Consider the following 21,768-nt stretch of genomic DNA (forward strand, 5'->3'; position numbering starts at 1 on the left):
CCCCCGCATAAGGTGGCCTTCGTGGACGACAACGGAACCCACGCCCCCGCGGCCCCCGCCCCCCGCGAATACCGCGTCGGGGAACTCGCCGAGGCCGCCGGCATCCCCGTCCGCACCCTCCGCTTCTACCGCGAGCGCCGCCTGCTCCCGCCCCCGCGCCGCGAAGGCCGCATCGCCTGGTACACCGACGACCACCTGGCCCGGCTGCGCACCATCGCCGCCCTGCTGGAACGCGGCCACACCCTCGGCGGCATCGCCGAACTCATCGCGGCCTGGGAGCACGGCCGCACCCTCGACGGCGTCGCCGAACACCTCGGCCTCGAAGGCGCCCTCACCACCCCCTGGTCCGACGAGGTCCCGGTCCGGCTGACCCCCCAGGAACTCGCCGACCACTTCGGCGAGGACGTCAGCCCGGACAACCTCACCACAGCTCTTGAGATCGGCTACATCGCCGTCGACGGCGAGGACGTCGTGCACGTCAGCCGCCGGCTGCTCGACGCCTCGGCAGCGCTGGTCCGCGAAGGCGTACCCCTGACGGCCGTGCTCGCGGCGGGCCGCGCCGTACGGGAGCACGCCGACGCCTTGGCCGAACTCTTCACCCAGGTGATAAAGACGCACGTCATCGGCCCACTGGACGCCCTGCCGCCGGGCGAGGCGCACCGCGTCTCCGAGTCGCTCCAGCGGCTGCGTCCGCTGGCCAAGAACATCGTGGACGCCGAGATGTCGCTGGCGATGGACCGCCGGGTACGCCGGGAGATCGACGGATGGATGCGGGCGGGCGCGGAACCGGGCGGGCCGGAGAAATGACCCCCACCCCGCGCATTCCACCGCCCGACCTGCAAGAGTGGAAATACTGAAAGAGCACCATCGCGTGGCCGCATCATCCGACCCGGAGGTTCCCGTGCAACAGCCCAACGACGCCGGCGCCGAACACGCCATCCTCGGCCGGATCAGCAAAATGGTCGCCGACGAGAAGCTCCTGCGCGATCTGCTGACCGACGGCGGTATCGACGGCGAGACCGAAAAGGAGCGCCTGGCCGCGCTTGAGCGCGAGCTCGACCAGTGCTGGGACCTGCTGCGCCAGCGCCGCGCCCTGACCGACGCGGGCGAGGACCCCGGCAGCGCGCGGGTCCGGCCCTCCTCGACCGTCGAGAACTACCGGTCGTGAACGCCAGCCCGGCGGCCGCCCCAGGCGACGGTGAGCGCACCGGCCGGTCCGGCCGGACCGAAGAAAAGCCCGTGGTGAAGGACGTGCCGGCGACGCGCCGCTACGAGGCGACCATCGGCGGTCATCCCGCCGGTTTCTCGGTCTACATGCGGACGCCGGACATCATCGCCTTCGTCCACACCGAGGTCGAGGGCCGGTACGAAGGCCATGGCGTGGGGTCGGCGCTGGCCCGCACCGCGCTCGACGAAGCCCGCGCCCAAGGCCTGCGGGTGGTCGCGATCTGCCCGTTCTTCGCCGGGTGGATCGAACGGCACCCCGAGTACCAGGAGCTGTGCTTCGAGCCGAGCAGCCGGGTGAGCGACTAGTTTTTCTCGGGGCACACACCGGGCGGGGGTGGGCGCCCCATCCCGCCCGGTCCGCCCGCCCGCACCCTGTCCGCGCCCTGTCCGCGCCCCCGCCGACACCCGCGCCCGGACGGGGCACACCCCACCTCGCCGCCGCCCGACCTCCATGTCGGATTCTCGCCAGACCGACGCCCTGACGACGCGCGATGCTGGAGAGGTGCACACGGACTTCGACACCTGCGTTCGCGCCGTCCAGTCGAAGGACGCCCGCTTCGACGGGTGGTTCTTCACGGCGGTGCTGACCACGCGCATCTACTGCCGCCCGAGCTGTCCGGTCGTGCCGCCGAAGGTCGAGAACATGACGTTCTACCCGAGCGCGGCCGCCGCCCAGCAGGCCGGCTTCCGCGCCTGCAAGCGCTGCCGCCCCGACGCCAGCCCCGGCTCACCGCAGTGGAACGAGCGCGCCGACCTGGTGGCTCGCGCCATGCGGCTGATCGCCGACGGGGTGATGGACCGCGCCGGCGTCCCGGGCCTGGCCGCCCGCCTCGGCTACAGCGAGCGCCAGATCGAACGCCAGCTCCGCGCCGAGCTGGGTGCGGGCCCGCTCGCCCTCGCCAGGGCGCAGCGCGCGCAGACCGCCCGGCTGCTGATCGAGACCACCACGATGCCGATGGGCGAGGTGGCCTTCGCGGCCGGTTTCGCCAGTATCCGCACCTTCAACGAGACCGTCCGCGAGGTCTTCGCGCTGTCGCCCGGCGAACTGCGGGCCCGCGTCGCCAAGGGCCGTCCGGCGGCCACCACCGGGATGATCACCCTGCGGCTGCCGTTCCGCCGCCCCCTCACCCCCGACAACCTCTTCGGGCATCTCGCCGCCACCGCCGTCCCCGGCGTCGAGGAATGGCACGACGGCGCGTACCGCCGCACCCTGCGGCTCCCGCACGGCACCGGCATCGTCGCCCTGCGGCCCCGGCCCGACCACATCGGCTGCCAGCTGTGGCTCGCCGACTGGCGGGACCTGGCCCAGGCGATCAGCCGCTGCCGCCGCATGCTCGACCTGGACGCCGACCCCTCGGCGGTCGACGCGCTGCTCTCCCAGGACCCGCTGCTGGCGCCGCTGGTCGCCAAGGCACCGGGCAGGCGGGTGCCGCGGGTCGCGGACGGGCCGGAGTTCGCGGTGCGAGCGGTGCTCGGCCAGCAGATCTCCACCGCGGCGGCCCGTACCCACGCCGGCCGCCTGGTGACCGCGTACGGCGAGCCGGTGACCGACCCGGCCGGCGGCCTCACCCACCTCTTCCCCTCCGCCGAAGCCCTCGCCGACCACGACCCCGCGGAACTGGCCATGCCGCAGTCCCGCAAGGCGACCCTGGCGGGCCTCGTACGGGCCCTGGTGGACGGTGAGCTGGACCTCGACGTCGGCAGCGACTGGCGGCGGACCAGGGCCAGGCTCGCCGAGCTTCCCGGCTTCGGGCCGTGGACGGTGGAGACGATCGCGATGCGGGCGCTCGGCGACCCGGACGCCTTCCTCCCCACCGACCTCGGAATCCGGTACGCGGCCCGCGCGCTGGGGCTGCCGACCACCCCCGCGGCGCTGCTCCGCCACGCCGCCGCCTGGCAGCCGTGGCGGTCGTACGCCACGCAGTACCTGTGGGCGACCGGCGACCATCCCGTCAACGTCCTTCCGCCGAGCGGGCCCACCGCCCGTCCGGCAGCCACCTCCCCGAGCAAGAAGGGTGCTTCACGATGACCACCCCCGTCCACACACAGGTGGACAGCCCCTGCGGCCCGCTGACCCTCGTGGCCAGCGGCGACGGCATCGCCGGGCTCTACATGACCGACCACCGGCACCGCCCGGCCCCGGAGAGCTTCGGCGCTTACGTCGAGGCCGACGAGATCTCCGTACTCGCCGATGTCTCCGAGCAGTTGGCGGCGTACTTCGCCGGCGACCTCACCCGCTTCGAGATCCCGATGACCGTCGCGGGCACGCCCTTCCAGCAGCGCGTTTGGTCGGCGCTGAACGACATCCCCTACGGCCGGACCGTGTCGTACGGCGAACTCGCCGCGGCCCTCGGGCAGCCGGGCTCCTCACGCGCCGTGGGGCTGGCCAACGGCAAGAACCCGATCAGCATCATCGTCCCCTGCCACCGGGTGATCGGCGCCAACGGGAGCCTGACCGGTTACGGCGGCGGTCTCGACCGCAAGCGCTGGCTGCTCGACTTCGAACGCGGCGGCACCCAGCCGACCCTGATGTGACCCCGCGCGGCTGACGTCAGGGCGCGGACGGCTCACGGCCCCGGTCGTGAACGGCTTCACGGCCCGGGTCGGGCCGGTGTCACGGCCGGTCCCAGCGGCCCCACCGGCACGTCGGCGCCACCCCGGCCACTCCGCCGGCGCCGCCGCTGCCACCACCCGTACCCGGCGAGCGCCGCGACGCCGAGCAGCGACGCACCACCCACCGCCTCGCCGGTCCTGAGCCCCGGCGGGGTGAAGGCGCACGAGACCTCGCCCGTACCGCCGCTGAGCGGTACCGACACCAACCCGAGGTAGGACGACGCCGGTTGGGACGGGCCGCCGTCGGCCGAGCAGTTCCACCCGGTGATCGCGGGCGCCGCGATCACCGCGAATCCGCTTGATCCTGGCGGGAGTTGAGCGCGGACGCCGTCCGCGGTCACCGCTACCCGGGTCGCGGCGGTCGCGGTGAGGCGCCGCTGCGCGGCGGCCAGCCGTGCCGTGTCCAGGCAGCCGACCGCGTCGGCCGGCACCCTGCCGCTGCCCCGCATCGGGTGCAGCAGCACGGAGAACCGGCCTCCTCGCGGCGCGGTGTTTCCCAGCGGTGCCATGGGCGCCCGTTGCCCCCGTGCCGGGCGGCCACGGTAGAGGACCGGATCCTGCCCGGCGGTCCGCGCCGAGCCGTCGAAGTCGGGCGCCCAGAAGTACGGCCGGCTGCCGGCCGGGCAGGAGACGACGGCCCGGTAGACACGGGGCTGACCGCCGGGCGCGCCCGGAGCGGCGTAGAAGCTGCCGTGCCGCGCCCGCAGCGGCTTCCCGCCGTCCTGGGCGACCTGGGCGATGCGCCCCGCGGTGTAGACGCGGCTGCCGAGCAGCAACTCCTGGTTGGCGTACGGCGACGGCCCGTACCCCGTGGCGGGCGCGGCGGCGCGTACGGTGACCAGCGGCGGTACCGCGCGGCGGGTCACCGTGGGCTGCGGAGCGGGCTGACCGGCGGCGTCCTGCGGCCGGGGTACCGCCTGGGAGCGCAGCCGGGCACCGACGGAGAAGATGACGTCGGTGACCGGGTTGTCCAGGCTCTGGAGCGACCGGCCGTGTGAGCTCCAGCCGCCGCCCAGCGCTTCGAGGGTGCGGCTCCACACGTCGGCGGTGAGGCTGCTGTAGTACTGCGCGCCCTGCCCGCCCACCGCCAGTGGGTCGTTGGCGACCGTCTCCGCACGGCCGGGCTCGGTCCGGTAGTCCGGCCAGTGGTCCACGCCGGCGATCGTGGCGCGTTCCGTTGCCTGCCGAGGGCCCCACACCGCGGAATGGCCGAGCAGCGGCGGCCGCTTCCGGTCGATCCAGGCGTTGCTCAGCGCTGACTGGCCCAATTGGGCGGCGAGCAGCGCCCCGACGGCCATCACCGCCGGCACGCCGAGCCGCGACCCGGCGGTTCGTGGCCCTTCCTGCCGCCACAGGACGAGCAGCGCGCAGAACACGGCGAGCAGACCCACCACGGCCAGCGGATACGTACCCCGCCCGGTCAGCCCGGGATCCCCGCTGAGCACCCCGACGGCGATCAGAGCGCCCATCGTCCCCGCGCCGTAGCCGAGTTGGCGCGGTCCGGGCAGCCGGTGCGCGAGCGCCAGCCAGCCGCCGATCACCATGATCCCGCTGAGCACGAAGGTCTCGCGGTACGGGCTGCCGTTGGGCGTGGCGAAGCCGTGCCACATCAGGTGGGTCGGCTTCCACCGGAAGGACAGGGCGACCACGACCGCGAGCACCGTCCACACCGTGCGGGTCCGGCGCGGCACCGCGGGGTGGAAGGGCAGCACGAAGGCGAGCAGCAGCGCCGCCGTGTCGAGGTAGGTGGAGGGCGTGCCGAAGCCGTACGTGCCCGGCAGCATCCGCGTCAGCAGGTCGCCGAAGGCGTGCGGCTCGAACGCGGCCCGCGAGCCGGGGTAGGCGAGGCCGGTGCCTTTGACGACGGTGAGCAGGAGGGGCGCGGTGAGGCCGATACCGAGCAGGGTGGTGCGGGCGGCCCGGCCGAGCGCCAGGACGGCGGCGGCGCCGGGCCTGGCTCCAGGTTCCGGTTCGGGCCCGGGTTCGGGCCCGGGTTCGGTTTCGGGTTCGGTGAGAAGGCGGGCCAGCAGGACCAGGGCCGCGCCGATCGTGGCCATGTAGGCGGTGTAGAAGTTGGCGAACCAGCAGACGGCGACGACGAGGACGCCGGCCACGGGCCGCCGCCCCTTCCGCGCCCACTCGCCGACCAGGCACAGCAGCGGGAAGGCGATCAGGCCGTCGAGCCACATCGGGTTGTAGGACGCCAGCATCAGCGTCCAGCCGCACAGCGCGTACGAGACGCCGAGCATCGCGGCCGCCCACCGCGGTCCCGGGCGCAGCTCCGGCAGCAGCACCGCCATCGCCGCGGCGGCCGACGCCAGTTTCAGCACGGTCACCACGTAGACGGCGAGATCGATGTCATGACGTGGAAAAAGTGCCACCAGCGGCGCGAACGGGCTCGACAGATACGTCCCGTAGTCGGGCAGAAAGCTGCTGCCGTAGCCGGACTGCCAGTTCAGCAGCCACCCGCCGGCCGCGGCGCCGTGCAGCAGATCCCACAAGTGGGCGTGGAAGGGGACGTATTGATTGCCGAGGTCGCTCACGTCCCGGGTCCGTGACCCGAAGGGATACTGCCGCGCCACCGCGTCCCCGAGGCAGAAGGCGACCGCGGTCAGCCCGGCGGCCAGCAGCGCCGTACGGAGCCGGGCGACGTTCTCGGATGCCATGAGTTCCCCCGTCACGCCGCCGCGCCCACCAGCGGGCCCGTTCGGTCACCGACAGTCAGGCAGTCCTGTCCGACGGAATGGTGTCCTCCGACCGACGTGGCGGTTAACAAGGGGTCCGGGGGGTGTCATGACCCGTCAGGAGAGCCGCAGCGCGGGCACGACCACGGCGTCGATGAACCGGTGGCTGTACTCCGGGTCGGGATCGACGCCCTCGATGATCGGGCGGGCCAGCGCGGCGCCGAAGAGCATGTGCGGCAGGAACTCGCCGGCCGGGCTGTCGGCGGCCAGCTCACCGCGGTCCACGGCCCGCTGCACCAGATCGCGGAAATTGACCAGCTCCGGCTCGATCAGCAGCTCGCGCAGCGCGCGGAACAGGTCCTCGTTCCGGAAGGCGGCGTGGGCGAGCCCGCGCATCAGCTCCTGGTCGCGCTTGACCTCGCTCTCGTCGTGGAACCTGACGAGTTCGTGCAGATCGCCAGGGAGCGACCCGGTGTCGATGTCGGCGAGCGAGCCCGGCTTGTGGTGCCGCAGCGCGGTGGCGACCAGTTCCGGCTTGCCCTTCCACTGGCGGTAGAGGGTGGCCTTGCTGGCGCGGGTCCTGGCGGCCACGGCGTCCATGGTCAGCGCCTCGTAGCCGACCTCCCGCAGCAGTTCGATCACCGCTTGGTAGAGCTCGCGCTCCCGCTCGGGGGTCAGGCGGGTCCTCCGCGCGGCAGCCGCCTCAGGAGTCATGTCCTGTCTCCTGTCTGCGATCGAAACGGTCCCGTACACATAAGACTAGACGACCCACAATCGAAACGCCACCGTTTCGATCGTGGGCCTCATCACGTGGTGATCATGCCGTCAACGCCGCGCCGCGATCAAGCCGGAAGCGCCAGCGTGTGTCCGGTGTGCTTGACCTCCGACCGCAGGTAGCGCACGTTGGACGGCGACACGTGGCCAGCGGTCGACACGTGCTCGACCACCATGACACCGAGCTCCGCGAGCTGCCGCGACTCGCATAGGCGTCGAGCTTGGCGTTGAGGCCGATACCGCGGCCCTCCCGCCGCAGGTACAGCAGGTAGCCGCCAGTGCCGGCGATGTGCTCCACCGCCTCCCGCACCTGCGGCCCGCAGTCACAGCGCCCGGAGCCGAACACGTCTCCCGTCAGAAGCGGATCGGGACGCGGACCTTGGTACGGATACGGGCGCCGGGCGCCGGACGCACGCCGACGGCCGCGGGTGGACGCCGCCCCCCTCGAACCTCCGGCCCACCCCCTCGGACCTCCGCCCCGCCCCGCCTCGGGGATGCGGGCGAGCGGCGCCCACCGACGCGGGGGTGCGGGTGGCGAAGCCCCCGCCGCGCGAGGCGAAGCCGAGCAAAAAGAAAAGGCGAGACCCGTCCGCGCTTTCCGCGGACAAGACTCGCCTTCTCGCCGTGTGGACCTGAGGGGATTCGAACCCCTGACCCCCTCGATGCGAACGAGGTGCGCTACCGGACTGCGCCACAGGCCCTTGCGACGAGGAAAACTCTAGCATCCCGGCAAGGGTGATCGTGAACGCGATTTCGGCAGGTCCGCGCGGGATCGACCGGTACGGCGCTCAGTTGCCGGCTGCTACTCGTTGGCCGCGCGGGGGCGGTCACCCTCGGCGTACTGGTCGAAGAGCGGGGTCCGGCTGGTGCGCGGCCGGCCGCCCCGCGGCCGCGCCTCGCCGTCCCGCGCGGCGCGCGCCTCACGCGGCTCGCGGGACCCCGCGGGGTCGGTCGGCGTCGTACCGGAGCGGGCCGAACTCCAGGTGTCGACCGCGCCCACGTCGACACCGCCCGGAGTGCGCGGGGCGACCGGGGCGGTGACATAGGTGGGCAGCGGCACCGGGACGGGGTCCCAGCCGTCCTCGGCGCCCTGCTGGGCACGCTGCTGGTCCACCCACTCGGCGTGGTCGGTCTGCTCGACCAGGGCGCGGCGGTCGGCGGTACGCGGCGAGGGCGGCCGTACGGCCGGGGCGGGCCGTACAGCAGGGGTGGGCCCGGCCTGCGCGGCGGGCATCGAGGACGGCGCCTGACGGGCCGGGGCGGGCTGGCGAGCGGCTGCGCCCTGGCGGGCAGGCGCGGCCTGGCGTTCGTCGTGCTGCGCGGCGGGCGCGGCGGCCGGCGCCTCGGAGCGGGCCCGCAGCCGCCGGGCCGCCTCGGCCGCGTGCCGCTGGTCGAGCCGGACTTCGTACCGCCGGCGCTCCTGGCGGCGCATCTGACCGATGTACGCGGTGAGGAGTACGGCGGGCACGGCCGGCACCCACAGCAGGGCGATACCGCCGACCGCCGCCACGATCGTGCCCACGGTGAAGAGCAGGAAGAGCAGCGTGATGGTGCGGCGCCGGCGGGCCAGCACCTTCGCTCGGGGGCTGCCGATCGGCGCGTGCCCAGCGGCGAAACCGCCGGAACCGCCGGACGCGTTGGACCCGTTGACCCCATGGGCCCCGTTGGACGGCGAGGCACCGGCCCGGGCCGGCGGGCGCCGTACCTCGGTCGCGGGCACGGCGAGGCCGCGGACATCCACCGGACCCGCGAAGTCCGTGTCGTCCGCGTATCCGGGGGATCCGGGGGACCCGGGCTCGTCGGCTGCGGGGTCGAAGCTCTCGCCTCGCGCCTTCGCGACCCGCCGCTCCATCGCCGCTCGTCCGGACAGAAGCCGGATGGCGGTGCTGAAGCGTTCGGTCGGACGCGCTTCGTTGAGCTCATCCTGCCTACGGAGCCACATCGGCACCAAATAGGCAGCCCAGGCCCCGACGATGACTGCGTAGATGAGGCCACTACTGCTCACGCGATACACGGTAGGGGTGATCGCGACACGCCATAGGCAATTCGGCTCGGTGTGTCGCACGATCTGGCTGATATGCCGAGTATTTCTTCGGATTACGCTGAATTTCGAACTATTGTTTTATTACCGAGGGGTACCCGGCCGCGCCCGCCGCCAGCGGTGCAGCAGACCCTCCGGGACTTCCTCCGCGGTCAGCGCGAAGACGAGATGGTCCCGCCAGCCGCCGTCGATATGGAGGTAGCGGGGACGCAGCCCCTCCTCCCGGAAGCCGAGCTTTTCCGCCACCCGCCGGCTCGGACCGTTCTCGGGGCGAATGCACACCTCGATCCGGTGCAGGCCCACCCGGCGGAAGCAGTGGTCCACGGCGAGCGCCACCGAGGTGGGCATCACCCCGCGCCCCGCGACCGCCTCGTCGACCCAGTAGCCGACATGGGCGGAGCACATCGAACCCCAGGTGATGCCGGCGACGGTGAGTTGACCGGCCAGCCGCCCCTGGTACTCGATGATGAACGGCAGCATCCGGCCGGAGCGGGCCTCGCCGCGGAGATGGCGGACCATCTGACGATAGGTCGGCCGCTGGGCGATGTGCCCGGGCGGCGCGGGCGGGACGGTGGCCTCCCAGGGCCGCAGCCACTCGCGGTTGCGGCGGTTGACCTCGCGCCAGGCGCGCTGGTCACGCATCCGGATCGGGCGGAGGGTGATGTCACCGTCCACCAGCTCAACCGGCCAGGACCCGTTCAGCTCGGTCTCCCCGTGACGGAGTTCGGATGATCGTCGGGTTGGTCAGGTGATCGGCCGTGCGGCGGCGGCTCGGCCGCGCCGTCCGACCGGCCGTGCGGTTCGTGGGGCGGCTGGTGGTGATGGGATTCATCGTACGGGCGGTCCCCCGGTGCGTTGTTCGGATGATCGCCCCCGCGCAGCTGGTCGACGGCGTGCGCCAGCAGGGGTGCGAGAACGGCCAGCCCGTCCCGTACCCCGCCGGTGGAACCGGGCAGGTTCACCACCAGGGTGCGGCCACCGACCCCCGCGACGCCACGGGAGAGCACCGCTGTCGGCACCTTCTCGCGGCCCGCGGCGCGCAGCGCCTCCGCGATACCCGGGATCTCGAAGTCGAGCACCGCGCGGGTGACCTCCGGCGTGCGGTCGGTCGGTGAGATACCGGTGCCACCGGTGGTGATCACCACGTCGTAGCCCTGGGCGATCGCCTCGCGCAGCGCCTGCCCCACCGGGTCGCCGTCCGGCACGACCCGGGGGCCGTCCACGGTGAAGCCCAACTCCGCCAGGCCCGCCACGATCAGCGGCCCGCCGCTGTCCTCGTAGACGCCGGCCGCGGCGCGGTTGGAGGCGGTGACGGCGAGCGCCCGGGGCGCGGGCCGCCCGCTCATGACCGCCGCCAGTCGCCGGACTTGCCGCCGGTCTTCTCCTCCACGCGGACGTCGGTGATGACCGCGCCCTTGTCGACCGCCTTCACCATGTCGACGACCGTCAACGCGGCGACGCTGACCGCCGTCAGGGCCTCCATCTCGACGCCGGTGCGATCGGTGGTCCGGACCGTCGCGGTGATCTCCACCGCGTCGTCGGCGACGGTGAGATCGACCGTCACCCCCGAGACGGCCAGCGGGTGGCACAGCGGAATCAGCTCGGGGGTGCGCTTGGCGCCCATGATGCCGGCGACACGCGCGACGGCGAGAGCGTCGCCCTTGGGCACGCCCTCACCCCGCAGCAACTCCACGACGCGCGGGGCGACGAGAACGCGTCCGGTGGCTCGGGCGGTGCGGGCGGTGACGTCCTTGGCGGAGACGTCGACCATGCGGGCGGCGCCCGCCTCGTTCAGGTGGGTGAAGTGCTGCTGGGCGCTGCTCATCGTTCTCCCGGTGCGGTCTCCTGGGCAGACACCGTACCGGCCCGCGCGTACGTACGGACCCCGGGCCCGCAGGCCGGGCCCCCGTACCGGTCACCTCAGCTAGCCCAGCAGCACCACGTCGACCTCCTCGCCGGCCGCGACCGAGGTGGTCTCCTCCGGTACGACGATCAGCGCGTCGGAGTAGGCGAGCGCCTTGACCAGGTGGGAGCCGGCCCCACCCACCGCGGTGACCGTGCCGGACGTCCGGTCGTAGTGTCCGCGCAGATACTGGCGTCTTCCTTCGGGTGAGTGCTCGACCGCGACGACGCATGCCGCCCGGACCACATCCCGGTGGACGGGGCCCACTCCCATCAAGGTGCGGATCACCGGTCGTACGAACAGCTCGAAGGACACATAGGCGCTGACGGGGTTTCCCGGCAGGGCGAGCAGCGGCGTGCGGTCGGGGCCGATCCGCCCGAATCCCTGCGGCTTCCCCGGCTGCATGGCCAGCGTGCGGAACTCGACCTGCCCCGCAGCGGCCACCGCGTCGTCGCCGAAGGAGTCGCCGAGCGACGACAGCGCCTCCTTGACGACGTCGTAGGCGCCGACGCTGACGCCCCCGCTGGTGACGATGACGTCGGCGCGGATGAGCTGGTCCTCGATGGTGGCGCGCAGCGTCTCGACCTCGTCGGTGACCGCGCCGACCCGGTAGGCGATCGCCCCGGCGTCGCGGGCGGCGGCGGTGAGGGCGAAGCTGTTGGAGTCGTGGATCCGGCCGGGGCCGAGCTCCTCGTCCGGCTGCACGAGTTCGCTGCCGGTGGAGAGCACCACCACCCTGGGCCGCGGCCGCACGGTGACCGTGCCGCGGCCGATGGCGGCCAGCAACCCGATCTGCGGCGGCCCGAGTACGGTGCCGGCCGGCAGCGCCAGCTCACCGGCGGCGGCGTCGCTCCCCCGGGACCGGACGAACTGTCCGGCCGACGGCGAGCGGTGCACCCGCACCTCACCCGCCGCGCCCGCGGGGTCGACGCTGTGCGCCGTCATGGTGGTGGCCGGCCCGCCGCCGGTGCCGCCGTCCGTCCATTCGACGGGGACGACCGCCTCGGCGCCGGGCGGCAGCGGGGCGCCGGTCATGATCCGGGCGGCCTGGCCGGGGCCGACCGTGGGGAGGTCGCCGCTGCCCGCCGCCACGTCACCGATCACGTCGAGGACGCAGGGGTGTTCGGCGGTCGCCGCCTGGGTGTCGGCGACCCGCACCGCGTATCCGTCCATGGAGCTGTTCTCGAACGGTGGCAGCGCGACCGGCACCCTGACGTCCTCGACGAGGACGCACCCCTGGGCGTCGAGCAGTTGCAGCTCGATCGGGTCGAGCGGGGCGAGCTGGCCCAGGATGCTGTCCAGATGTTCGCTGACGGTCCATAGGTGGTCGGTGCCGTGGGTCACTCGTGCATCTCCTCGGTGATGTAGGTGCGCAGCCAGGCGCGGAAGTCCGGGCCGAGGTCTTCGCGTTCGCAGGCGAGCCGGACGATCGCGCGCAGGTAGTCGCCCCGGTCGCCGGTGTCGTAGCGGCGCCCGGTGAAGACCACCCCGTGCACCGGACCCCCCTCACCGTCCCGCTCGGCCAGCACCCGCAAAGCGTCCGTCAGCTGGATCTCCCCGCCCCGCCCCGGCGCCGTCTTCCGCAGCACCTCGAACACCCCCGGATCCAGCACATACCGGCCGATCACCGCATACGACGACGGCGCCGCCGACGCCTCCGGCTTCTCCACCAGACCCGTCACCCGCACCACATCCCCCTCCCCCGTCGGCACTATCGCCGCCGACCCGTACAGATGAATCTGCTCCGGATCCACCTCCATCAACGCCACCACACTGCCCCCGTACCGCCCCCGCACCTCGATCATCCGCGCCAGCAGCGGATCCCGCGGATCGATCAGGTCATCACCCAGCAGCACCGCGAACGGCTGATCCCCCACATGCGGCTCCGCACACAGCACCGCGTGCCCCAACCCCTTCGGCGCACCCTGCCGCACATAATGCATCGTCGCCAGATCACTCGACTCCCGCACCCGCGCCAGCCGCGACGCGTCCCCCTTACGCGTCAACGCCTCCTCCAACTCGTAATTCCGGTCGAAGTGATCCTCCAACGGCCGCTTGTTCCGCCCCGTGATCATCAGAACATCCGCCAGACCCGCCGCCACCGCCTCCTCCACCACATACTGAATCGCCGGCTTGTCCACCACCGGCAGCATCTCCTTCGGCGTCGCCTTCGTCGCCGGCAAGAACCGGGTCCCCAGACCCGCCGCAGGAATGACAGCCTTGATGATCCCGGTATGTGTGTGCGTCATGCCGTGCACCATAGCGGGCGCGTATGTGCGGAAGATGAAGAATCGGTGGATTTCGACTGATAGGCGGCGATTATGGAACCCGGCGGCCGGACCCGCGCCCTCAAGACGGAGTTGCGGGCGCGTCTCCTCGCGGCCAGACGCGGGTTGACCGCCGATGAACGCCGGGCGGCGGGCGCGGCGTTGGTGACGAGGGTACGTGACCTGCCGGCCGCGGCGACCGCCGGGACCGTGGCGGCTTACGTGTCGACCGGCACCGAACCCGGCACCCGGGACCTGATCGAGGCGCTGCGCGTCCTGGGGGGCCGGGTGCTGCTGCCCGTGCTGCTGCCCGACAACGACCTCGACTGGGCGGAATACGCCGGCCCGGCCGCCCTGGCACCCGCCTCGCGCGGCCTGCTGGAACCCACCGGACCGCGGCTCGGAGCCAAGGCGGTGGAGGAGGCGTCGTGCGTCCTCCTGCCGGGTCTCGCCGTGGACGCCCAGGGTGTACGGCTCGGCCGCGGCGGCGGCTCCTACGACCGCGTCCTCGCGCGCGTGCGGGCCGCGGGGACGCATCCGCTGCTCGTCGTGGTGCTCTACGCGCACGAGGTGGTCGACACGGTTCCGCGGGAACCGCACGACCACCTCGTCGACGCGGCGCTCACCCCGGACGGCGTCCGACTCTTCACCGGCTGACCTTTCCGGCGTCCTAGGAGGCCAGGCCGGACCCGGCGTCCTAGGAGGCCAGGCCGCGGCCCCGGCTCGCTAGGGGGTCAGCACCATCTTCGCCTTGGCCGCCTTGCCGACCTGTTCCTCGGAAAAGGACCAGGGCAGCAGCTCGCCGTGCGCCCACAGATCCGTCTGGTCGGTGTAGTGCGCGTTGTACGCGTGTCCCGAGGCGCCGGTGAGGTTGATCCAGCGGGACTTGTCGAAGTCCTGGAGGTTGACGATCATCCGCATGGACGGCACCCAGTCGACGTCGTAGCCGCCCGCCGCGTTCCAGCCGGTGGCGTCGACCGCCGCCTCACCGCCGCTGAGCTGCCAGGAACCCCGGTTGAACAGCCACTTTATGGCGCTCGGACCGTCGGTGCCGATCGTCTGGTTCTTCAGGTCCAGCTTGTGCAGGCGCCCCCAGCTCCAGGTGTCTATGTCCTTGCCGAGCTTGGCGGTCAGCTCGTAGCGGGCGTCCTTCATGGCCGTGGCGAGGAGCTGGTCGCGGTCGCTGTGGTGGGCCTTCACCGGGTCATCGGTGAAGAAGGCCGTGGTGGACATCGTCCACCAGGGGCTGTCGGGCTGATCGAGGATGTCGCGGACGACCTCGAACCAGCGGTCGCCGCCGTCCGGCTGGGCCTCGGCGGGATCGCGCTCACCGCACTCCTGCACGGTCGGGTTGGTGCCGTCCAGGTTGTCGACGGGGCCGGTCGCCCCGGCCGGCAGCACCCTCAGGCACTGGCCCTCGGGCCGCAGCTCCTTGGGCAGCTTGTTGCCGAAGGCGAGCTTGAGGACGTTGCGCCACACCGCGTTGAAGTACGCCGCCGCCGCCGAGTCGGAGTCCTGCTTGAAGTCCCATCCGTCGAGGAGCTGTTGGGCCTGGCGTACGTAGCCGCCCTTGTCGTTCTTGATGTCTATCTTGGTCAGGATCGGCGTCAGGAGCTGGGCGATCTCGCTGGTGTCGTCGTTCTGCATGGACTGCATGTCGTCCATGGAGATCTTCCCGCCGTCCTTGATCTTGGACTGGATCAGGTCGTTGATCCGCTGGCTGCGCGTGCCGTAGCCCCAGTCCGCGGTCAGCAGGTAGGGGTACTTGCTCTGATCGATGACGGCCTGGTTGGCGGTCACGATGTAGCCCCGCTGCGGGTCCTCCTCGTACGGCATCGAGTTGGCCGGGATGTAGCCCTTCCACTGGTAGTCCCCGTTCCAGCCGGGCACCGGGTAGGTGCCGTCGTCGCCCTTCGGCCGGATCGGGATCTTGCCGGGCGCCTGGTAGCCGATGTGGCCCTTGGTGTCGGCATAGACCAGGTTCTGCGACGGTACGGCGAAGTCGGCGGCCGCGGCCCGGAACGTCTTGAAGTCGGTCGCGCTGTCGAGTTCGAAGATCGCGTCCATCGTCTTCGAGGGGTCGAGCGCGGTCCATTTGAGGGCGACGGCGTAGCCGCCGTTGACGCCGCCCGGCGGATCGGCGACGGGCGCGGTCCGGCCGACGTCGCTGATCTCGTCGCTGCGGTCGGAGATGATCGGACCGTCGTCCTTGGTCTCCCGAACGGTGATCATACGGTCCTTCCCGCCGGCGACCTTGATCGTCTCCCGGCGGGTGATGAACGGCACCTGCTGGCCGTTGAACAGGTATGTGGTGGCGGTGACCTTCTCCAGGTAGAGGTCGGTGACGTCGGCGCCCAGGTTGGTCATGCCCCAGGCGATGTCCTGGTTGTGTCCGATGATCACACCGGGCATACCGGAGAAGGTGTAACCGGCCACGTCGAAGGGACAGGTCTTGCCGACCTCCCGGCAGTGCAGACCCATCTGGTACCAGAGGGAGGGCACCTGTGGCGCGAGGTGGGGATCGTTGGCCAGCAGCGGCTCACCGGTCGTCGTGTACTGGCCGGAGACCACCCACGCGTTGGAGCCGATTCCGCTGCCGGTGGGCCCGAGCAGCGCCGGCATCTGGTCGATGATCTGACTTATACCGGCGAGTTGCGCGTCCACCGTGCTGTTGAGGCCCTGCGGAGTGCTCGATCCGGCGGGCTGGTAGTCCCCGGTGGTCGGATCGATCGAACCCGTGTCCACGATCGGACGATTGCGGTCGTAGGGATAGGCGGGGTAGAGCTGCTTGATCTGCTGCTGGCTGAGCCGGCTGGTCATCAGCGAGCGGTCGATCTCGTCCTGCATGTTGCCGCGCAGATCCCAGGCCATCGCCTTGAGCCAGGCCACCGAGTCGACCGGCGTCCACGGCTGCGGCTTGTACCCGTGGCTGAAGGAGAGCGCCTCGTACTCCAGCGAGAGCGCGGCGCCGCTGTGGTCCTTCAGATACGCGTTGACGCCGTCGGTGTACGCCTGGAGGTATTCCTTGGTGGTCTTGTCGAGCTGGGTGTCCCACTCCTGCTGCGCGACGCCGCGCAGGTTCAGGGTCCGCAGGAAGGCGTCGGTCTCGACCTGGCCCTTGCCGAACATCTCCGAGAGCCGGCCCGCGGTCAGATGGCGGCGGACGTCCATCTCGTAGAAGCGGTCCTGCGCCTGCACGTACCCCTGCGCGCGGAAGAGGTCGTCGGGGGTGTTCGCGTAGATCTGCGGGATGCCCTTGTCGTCGCGCTCGACGTCCACCGGCGCCGACAGTCCTTTGAGCTTCAAAGAGCCCGTGGTCTGCGGGAAGGAGGCACGCACGGTGCTTACGCCCCAATACGACCCGAATCCGATACCCGCCACCAGGAGCAGCACGAACGCGATCACGATGAGGCGTACGCGGCGGGATTTCTTCCGTGCGGGCATCGCTGTCCTTCGAGGGGGCAGGGCGGACCGGTGATCAAGTGCGGGTGGTGCAAGGGCAACCATAGGCGCACGCGCTGTGCCGCCAGGACTCGGCGTCCGGCTGGTGGGCCGGCGAACGGGGAATCGTCAAGGCAAGGTAAAATGTTAGGTAAGGCAATGAAGTTGAGAGGACCAGGCCCCTGACTGTCCACCACCTGAACGAGATCCTCCTGATCGGCGCCGCGGTGCTCCTCGTCGCGGTTGTCGCCGTGCGGCTCGCCTCGCGCAGCGGCCTGCCGACCCTGCTCATCTACGTCGGCATCGGTGTCGCGATCGGCCAGGACGGCCTGTTCGGCTTCACCTTCGACAACGTCCAGCTCACCCAGGTGCTCGGGTACGCCGCACTGGTGGTGATCCTCGCCGAGGGCGGTCTCGGCACGAAGTGGCACGAGATCAAGCCGGTGGTCCCGGCCGCCGCCGTGCTCTCGACCGTGGGCCTGCTGGTGAGCGTGTTCATCACCGCCGGCGCCGCGCACTTCCTGGTGGGGCTGGACTGGCGGCAGGCGCTGATCATCGGCTCGGTGGTGTCCTCGACGGACGCGGCGGCGGTCTTCTCCGTGCTGCGGAACATCTCGCTGCCCAAGCGGGTCACCGGTGTGCTGGAAGCCGAATCGGGCTTCAACGACGCGCCCGTGGTGATCCTGGTGGTCGCCCTCTCCAGCGCGGGGCCGGTCGAGCACTGGTACACCCTGCTCGGTGAGGTCGGGCTGGAGCTGCTGATCGGGGCCGGTCTCGGGCTGCTGATCGGCTGGGCGGGTGCCTTCGGGCTCAAGCGGCTGGCACTGCCCGCCTCCGGTCTTTACCCGATCGCCGTGCTGGCGATCGCGGTCGGAGCCTATGGGGCAGGGGCCACCGCACACGGTTCCGGCTTCCTCGCCGTCTACATCGCCTCCCTCATCCTGGGCAACGCGAAGCTGCCGCACCGGCCGGCCACCCAGGGGTTCGCCGAGGGCCTCGGCTGGATCGCCCAGATCGGGCTGTTCGTCCTGCTCGGCCTCCTGGTCACACCACACGAGCTGGGTGACGACATCCTGCCGGCCATCGTCATCGGCCTCCTCCTCACGCTGGTGGCGCGCCCGGCGTCCGTGGTGGCCAGCCTGCTCCCCTTCCGCATCCCATGGCGCGAACAGGCGCTGATGTCCTGGGCGGGGCTCCGCGGCGCGGTGCCGATCGTGCTCGCGACCATCCCGATGGTGACCGGCGGCGACGACAGCCGGCGGATCTTCAACATCGTCTTCGTCCTGGTGATCATCTACACGCTGGTGCAGGGCCCGACGCTGCCGTGGGTGGCGAGGACACTGCGGCTGGCCGACGGCGACGCGAGTGACGCGGCGGACCTCGGCATCGAGTCGGCGCCTCTGGAACGCCTCCAAGGGCACCTGCTCTCGGTCGCCATCCCTGGACGCTCGCGCATGCACGGCGTCGAGGTGGACGAACTGCGCCTGCCACCGGGGGCGGCCGTCACCCTGGTGGTACGGGACGGCGCCAGCTTCGTGCCGTTGCCGACCACGATGCTGCGCCAGGGCGACGAACTGCTGGTCGTGGCGACGGATCCGGTACGTGACGCCGCCGAGGACCGGCTGCGAGCGGTGGGGCGCGGCGGCAAGCTCGCGGGCTGGCTGGGGCGTTGAGGGCGGGTGCCCGGCGGACCGTTCGGCTCGGCCGGGGCGGTCGGCTCAGTCGGCTCGGTCGGGGCGGTCCGTCGAACCGTATACAGAACGGTGGGCGGAGATACGTATGATGAGCTGGTCATTTTGAGCACAACCTCTGCCTGACGCAGGGCCGGGCGTGGGCGACCACGCCGACCGGACGGCCTTCGGCGTGACACGCGCGAAACACCTCGCGGGTCCGCTACCAGGCGGCAGAAGGCCCCCAGCGTGGCATCCACCGTGCCGACCGTGCCCACCGTGCCCACCTCGCCGCCCGAGCGGCAGCGGGCGACGGCCCGAACCCCCGCGAACACCCAGGCGCGGCCCCCGCATCACTCACATCCATCACAGCCCACACAACCCGCACACCCCCCGAAACCCGGCTACGGACGGCTGCTCCGGACGCCTGGCGCGTGGACTTTCCTGGTCCCGGGCTTCGTGGCCCGGCAGCCGTTCGCCATGCTCACCATCGGCATCGTGCTGCTCGTCCGGCACACCACCGGCTCCTACGGCACCGCCGGCGCCGTGGCCGCGGCCACCGGGGCGTCGATGGCCCTGTGCGCGCCCCGCGGCGGGCGTCTCGCCGACCGTTACGGGCAGCGGGCCGTCCTGCTGCCGGGGGTCGTGGTGCACGCGGCCTCGGTGGCCGGGCTTGTCGCGCTGTCCGTCTCCTATGCACCCACCTGGGCGCTGTTCGCCATGGCGGTGCCGGTGGGCGCGAGCGTTCCCCAGGTCGGGCCGATGGTGCGGGCCCGCTGGGCGGTGGCGCTCGGCGGGTCGTCCGATGGGGCACCCCATAGGGCGTCGTCTCTGCTCACCACGGCCGCGGCCTTCGAGTCGGTGACCGACGAGTTCACCTTCGTGATCGGGCCGGTGCTGGCCACCGCCCTGTGCGCCGGCGTGCACCCCGCCGCCGGGCTGATCGCGGAGAGCGCGCTGACCCTGATCGGCGGCGTCCTCTTCGCGACCCGGCGGGCCGGCGCCCCCCTCCCCCACCGGGTCGCGGCGGCCAGGGACGCCCGTCACGGCTCGGCGCTCGCCGTGTCCGGAGTCCGCGCCCTCGCGGTCGCCTTCCTCGGCATCGGCACCGTCTTCGGCGGCATGCAGGTGTCGCTGACCGCGTTCACCCAGGAGATCGGCAGGCCCGGGCTGAACGGCCTGCTCTACGGGGTGTTCGCCGCCGGCAACATGCTGGCGGGCCTCGGGTACGGGGCGGTCGCCTGGCGTGGCGGCGCGCGCACCCGCCTCCTTCGCGCCTACGCGGCCCTCGGCGTCGCCTGCGCGCCTTTGTGTGTGCTGCACACCGTGCCGGCCCTGGGCGCTCTCGGCGTGGTCGCGGGCCTGTGCGTCGCGCCGACCGTCATCACGGGCTACACCCTGGTCGACGCGCTCGTGCCGCCGGCGATCCGTACCGAGGCGTTCGCCTGGCTGACCGGCGCCGTCGCCTTCGGGCAGGCGATGGCCGTGACCGCTGCGGGGCTGCTCACCGACCGCTGGGGCTCCCACGCCGGTTTCACGGTGCCGCTGGCCGGGACGGGGCTGGCGCTGGTGGTGCTCGTGGGGCTGCGCGGTCGGCTGGTTCCGCGTCCGCGCGGAGGAGTGGCGACGGGTGGGATCGGTCACCGTTCGCCGGTCGCGGTGGACTGACGGCGGGAAATACTGCACTATTGAGCGTCGTTAGCACTCAACGACTGCGAGTGCCAGGAGGAGCAAGTGCCGACGTACCAGTACCAGTGCACCGAGTGCGGTGAGCCCCTTGAGGCGGTGCAGAAGTTCAGCGACGACGCGCTGACGGTGTGCCCCAACTGCAGCGGACGCTTGCGCAAGGTCTACTCGGCGGTGGGCGTGGTCTTCAAGGGATCCGGCTTCTACCGGACCGACAGCCGCGGTTCGTCGTCGAGCAGCGCGCCCGCCACCGCCAAGACCGGCGGGGGTTCGGAGAGCAAGTCGTCCGACAGCGCGGCCGCGGCGTCGAGCGGTTCGTCGTCCTCGACGGGTTCCTCGACCTCGTCGTCGGGGTCCTCGTCTTCGAGCAGCACGTCGGCTGCCTGAGCGTCGAATCGCCGTTCGCCCGGGCGAGCGGCAGCCTTGAGAACCCCCGCCGGAGACGGTGGGGGTTCGTCGCGCTGCCGACTCCCGCATAGGGTGACCGGCATGGTGCGAAGCGACGGTGTGCGGAAACAGGCCGAGATCGGTGTCATCGGCGGCTCGGGGTTCTACTCCTTCCTCGATGACGTGACCGAGATCACGGTCGACACTCCCTACGGTTCCCCGAGCGACTCGCTCTTCCTCGGCGAGGTGGCCGGGCGCCGGGTGGCCTTCCTGCCGCGTCATGGGCGCGACCATCGCCTGCTGCCGCACAAGATCAACTACCGGGCCAATCTGTGGGCCCTCGCGTCCTTGGGTGCCCGACAGATCCTCGGCCCCTGCGCGGTCGGTGGACTGCGTACGGAGTACGGGCCGGGCACGCTGCTCGTACCCGACCAGCTCGTGGACCGCACGAAGGCACGCGTCCAGTCGTACTTCGACGGTGAGGTCCGTTCCGACGGCCAGGTGCCCAACGTGGTCCATGTGACGTTCGCCGACCCTTACTGCCCGGTGGGCAGGCGCGCGGCCGTCGACACCGCGCGGAGCAGCGGTTGGAGCGCCGTCGACGGGGGCACGCTGGTCGTGGTCGAGGGGCCGCGCTTCTCGACCCGGGCGGAATCGCTGTGGCATGCGGCGCAAGGGTGGTCCGTGGTGGGGATGACGGGGCATCCCGAGGCGGTTCTCGCCCGGGAACTGGGCCTTTGCTACACCTCCCTCACCCTGGTCACCGATCTTGACGCCGGCGCGGAGACCGGTGAGGGCGTGTCGCACGAGCAGGTGCTGGAGGTCTTCGCCGCCAATGTCGGCAGGATGCGGGACGTGCTCGTCGACGTCGTTCGCGCCCTGCCGGACAACGGGCGGCGCGACTGTCTGTGCGTGAACTCGCTCGGCGGCCAGGAGCCCGGGATCGCCCTCCCGTAGCGTCCGGTACGACGGCGAGGGTCGGCCCTCGATGTTATGAAGAGCCGATCATCCGCTGCCTGTTGAGTTATCCACAGGGCTTCCGCGGCGAGGTCGTCGTGATGCGCGATGGTGGTCG

General features: G+C 71.8%; 19 protein-coding genes, 1 tRNA gene and 1 pseudogene. 10 read left to right on the plus strand and 11 right to left on the minus strand.

Annotated features, from left to right (window positions below):
* Positions 1 to 21: 21 nt before the first annotated feature.
* The 5 genes from OG519_RS12425 (at position 22) to OG519_RS12445 (ending at position 3,762) form a co-directional block, all read left to right on the plus strand.
* Positions 22 to 807 (plus strand): MerR family transcriptional regulator, encoded by a 786-nt coding sequence (locus OG519_RS12425; RefSeq protein WP_405582545.1) that lies wholly within the window; start codon positions 22 to 24, stop codon positions 805 to 807.
* Between the two features lie 94 nt (positions 808 to 901).
* Complete coding sequence (locus OG519_RS12430; RefSeq protein ID WP_405582548.1) at positions 902 to 1,168, plus strand: DUF2630 family protein; 267 nt, start codon at positions 902 to 904, stop codon at positions 1,166 to 1,168.
* A gap of 74 nt (positions 1,169 to 1,242) precedes the next feature.
* Positions 1,243 to 1,533, plus strand: coding sequence for a GNAT family N-acetyltransferase (locus OG519_RS12435; RefSeq protein ID WP_405592681.1), 291 nt, complete (start codon positions 1,243 to 1,245; stop codon positions 1,531 to 1,533).
* 196 nt (positions 1,534 to 1,729) lie between these two features.
* A complete protein-coding gene (locus OG519_RS12440; protein WP_405582550.1) occupies positions 1,730 to 3,256 on the plus strand; it encodes an AlkA N-terminal domain-containing protein in 1,527 nt (508 codons plus the stop codon).
* Positions 3,253 to 3,762, plus strand: a complete 510-nt coding sequence (locus OG519_RS12445) for a methylated-DNA--[protein]-cysteine S-methyltransferase (RefSeq protein WP_405582552.1) — start codon at positions 3,253 to 3,255, stop codon at positions 3,760 to 3,762. The genes OG519_RS12440 and OG519_RS12445 overlap by 4 nt, the downstream gene beginning before the upstream one ends.
* Positions 3,763 to 3,818: 56 nt before the next feature.
* Here OG519_RS12445 and OG519_RS12450 read toward each other — a convergent pair whose 3' ends face one another.
* The 10 genes and pseudogenes from OG519_RS12450 to galU form a co-directional block, all read right to left on the minus strand.
* Positions 3,819 to 6,506 (minus strand): YfhO family protein, encoded by a 2,688-nt coding sequence (locus OG519_RS12450; RefSeq protein WP_405582554.1) that lies wholly within the window; start codon positions 6,504 to 6,506, stop codon positions 3,819 to 3,821.
* A 135-nt stretch (positions 6,507 to 6,641) separates the two neighbouring features.
* Complete coding sequence (locus tag OG519_RS12455; RefSeq protein WP_405582556.1) at positions 6,642 to 7,238, minus strand: TetR/AcrR family transcriptional regulator; 597 nt, start codon at positions 7,236 to 7,238, stop codon at positions 6,642 to 6,644.
* Positions 7,239 to 7,341: 103 nt separating this feature from the next.
* Positions 7,342 to 7,644, minus strand: a complete 303-nt coding sequence (locus OG519_RS12460; RefSeq protein WP_405582558.1) for a hypothetical protein — start codon at positions 7,642 to 7,644, stop codon at positions 7,342 to 7,344.
* Positions 7,645 to 7,925: 281 nt separating this feature from the next.
* Positions 7,926 to 7,999 (minus strand) — tRNA-Ala (locus OG519_RS12465).
* Positions 8,000 to 8,100: 101 nt separating this feature from the next.
* Complete coding sequence (locus OG519_RS12470) at positions 8,101 to 9,303, minus strand: hypothetical protein (RefSeq protein ID WP_405582560.1); 1,203 nt, start codon at positions 9,301 to 9,303, stop codon at positions 8,101 to 8,103.
* Positions 9,304 to 9,423: 120 nt separating this feature from the next.
* Entirely contained in the window at positions 9,424 to 10,041 is a 618-nt protein-coding gene (locus tag OG519_RS12475; RefSeq protein ID WP_405592683.1) for a GNAT family N-acetyltransferase, read from the minus strand.
* A gap of 143 nt (positions 10,042 to 10,184) precedes the next feature.
* Positions 10,185 to 10,685: pseudogene (locus OG519_RS12480) on the minus strand (molybdenum cofactor biosynthesis protein B); the annotation flags it as partial.
* A complete protein-coding gene (gene moaC / locus OG519_RS12485) occupies positions 10,682 to 11,164 on the minus strand; it encodes a cyclic pyranopterin monophosphate synthase MoaC (protein WP_405582561.1) in 483 nt (160 codons plus the stop codon). The gene moaC and the pseudogene OG519_RS12480, both read right to left, overlap by 4 nt.
* Positions 11,165 to 11,263: 99 nt before the next feature.
* Complete coding sequence (gene glp / locus OG519_RS12490) at positions 11,264 to 12,586, minus strand: gephyrin-like molybdotransferase Glp (RefSeq protein WP_405582563.1); 1,323 nt, start codon at positions 12,584 to 12,586, stop codon at positions 11,264 to 11,266.
* Complete coding sequence (gene galU / locus OG519_RS12495) at positions 12,583 to 13,503, minus strand: UTP--glucose-1-phosphate uridylyltransferase GalU (RefSeq protein ID WP_405582564.1); 921 nt, start codon at positions 13,501 to 13,503, stop codon at positions 12,583 to 12,585. The genes glp and galU overlap by 4 nt, the downstream gene beginning before the upstream one ends.
* Positions 13,504 to 13,563: 60 nt before the next feature.
* Here galU and OG519_RS12500 point away from each other — a divergent pair, with 60 nt between their 5' ends.
* On the plus strand, positions 13,564 to 14,166 hold the full coding sequence (locus OG519_RS12500) for a 5-formyltetrahydrofolate cyclo-ligase (RefSeq protein ID WP_405582566.1): 603 nt from the start codon (positions 13,564 to 13,566) through the stop codon (positions 14,164 to 14,166).
* Positions 14,167 to 14,235: 69 nt separating this feature from the next.
* On the opposite strand, the gene OG519_RS12505 is transcribed toward OG519_RS12500, so the two are convergent.
* A complete protein-coding gene (locus OG519_RS12505) occupies positions 14,236 to 16,953 on the minus strand; it encodes a penicillin acylase family protein (protein WP_405582568.1) in 2,718 nt (905 codons plus the stop codon).
* A 179-nt stretch (positions 16,954 to 17,132) separates the two neighbouring features.
* On the opposite strand from OG519_RS12505, the gene OG519_RS12510 reads away from it, so the two are divergent.
* From OG519_RS12510 to OG519_RS12525, 4 genes are all read left to right on the plus strand, one after another.
* Positions 17,133 to 18,623 carry a potassium/proton antiporter gene (locus OG519_RS12510; protein WP_405592685.1) on the plus strand — a complete coding sequence of 497 codons (1,491 nt, stop codon included), beginning with the start codon at positions 17,133 to 17,135 and terminating at the stop codon, positions 18,621 to 18,623.
* A gap of 276 nt (positions 18,624 to 18,899) precedes the next feature.
* Complete coding sequence (locus OG519_RS12515) at positions 18,900 to 20,288, plus strand: MFS transporter (protein WP_405592687.1); 1,389 nt, start codon at positions 18,900 to 18,902, stop codon at positions 20,286 to 20,288.
* Between the two features lie 66 nt (positions 20,289 to 20,354).
* Entirely contained in the window at positions 20,355 to 20,693 is a 339-nt protein-coding gene (locus OG519_RS12520; protein ID WP_405582570.1) for an FmdB family zinc ribbon protein, read from the plus strand.
* 102 nt (positions 20,694 to 20,795) lie between these two features.
* Entirely contained in the window at positions 20,796 to 21,650 is an 855-nt protein-coding gene (locus OG519_RS12525) for an S-methyl-5'-thioadenosine phosphorylase (RefSeq protein ID WP_405582572.1), read from the plus strand.
* Positions 21,651 to 21,768 lie beyond the last annotated feature (118 nt).

The organism is Streptomyces sp. NBC_01190 (genome assembly GCF_045039895.1).
GTDB lineage: Bacteria > Actinomycetota > Actinomycetes > Streptomycetales > Streptomycetaceae > Actinacidiphila.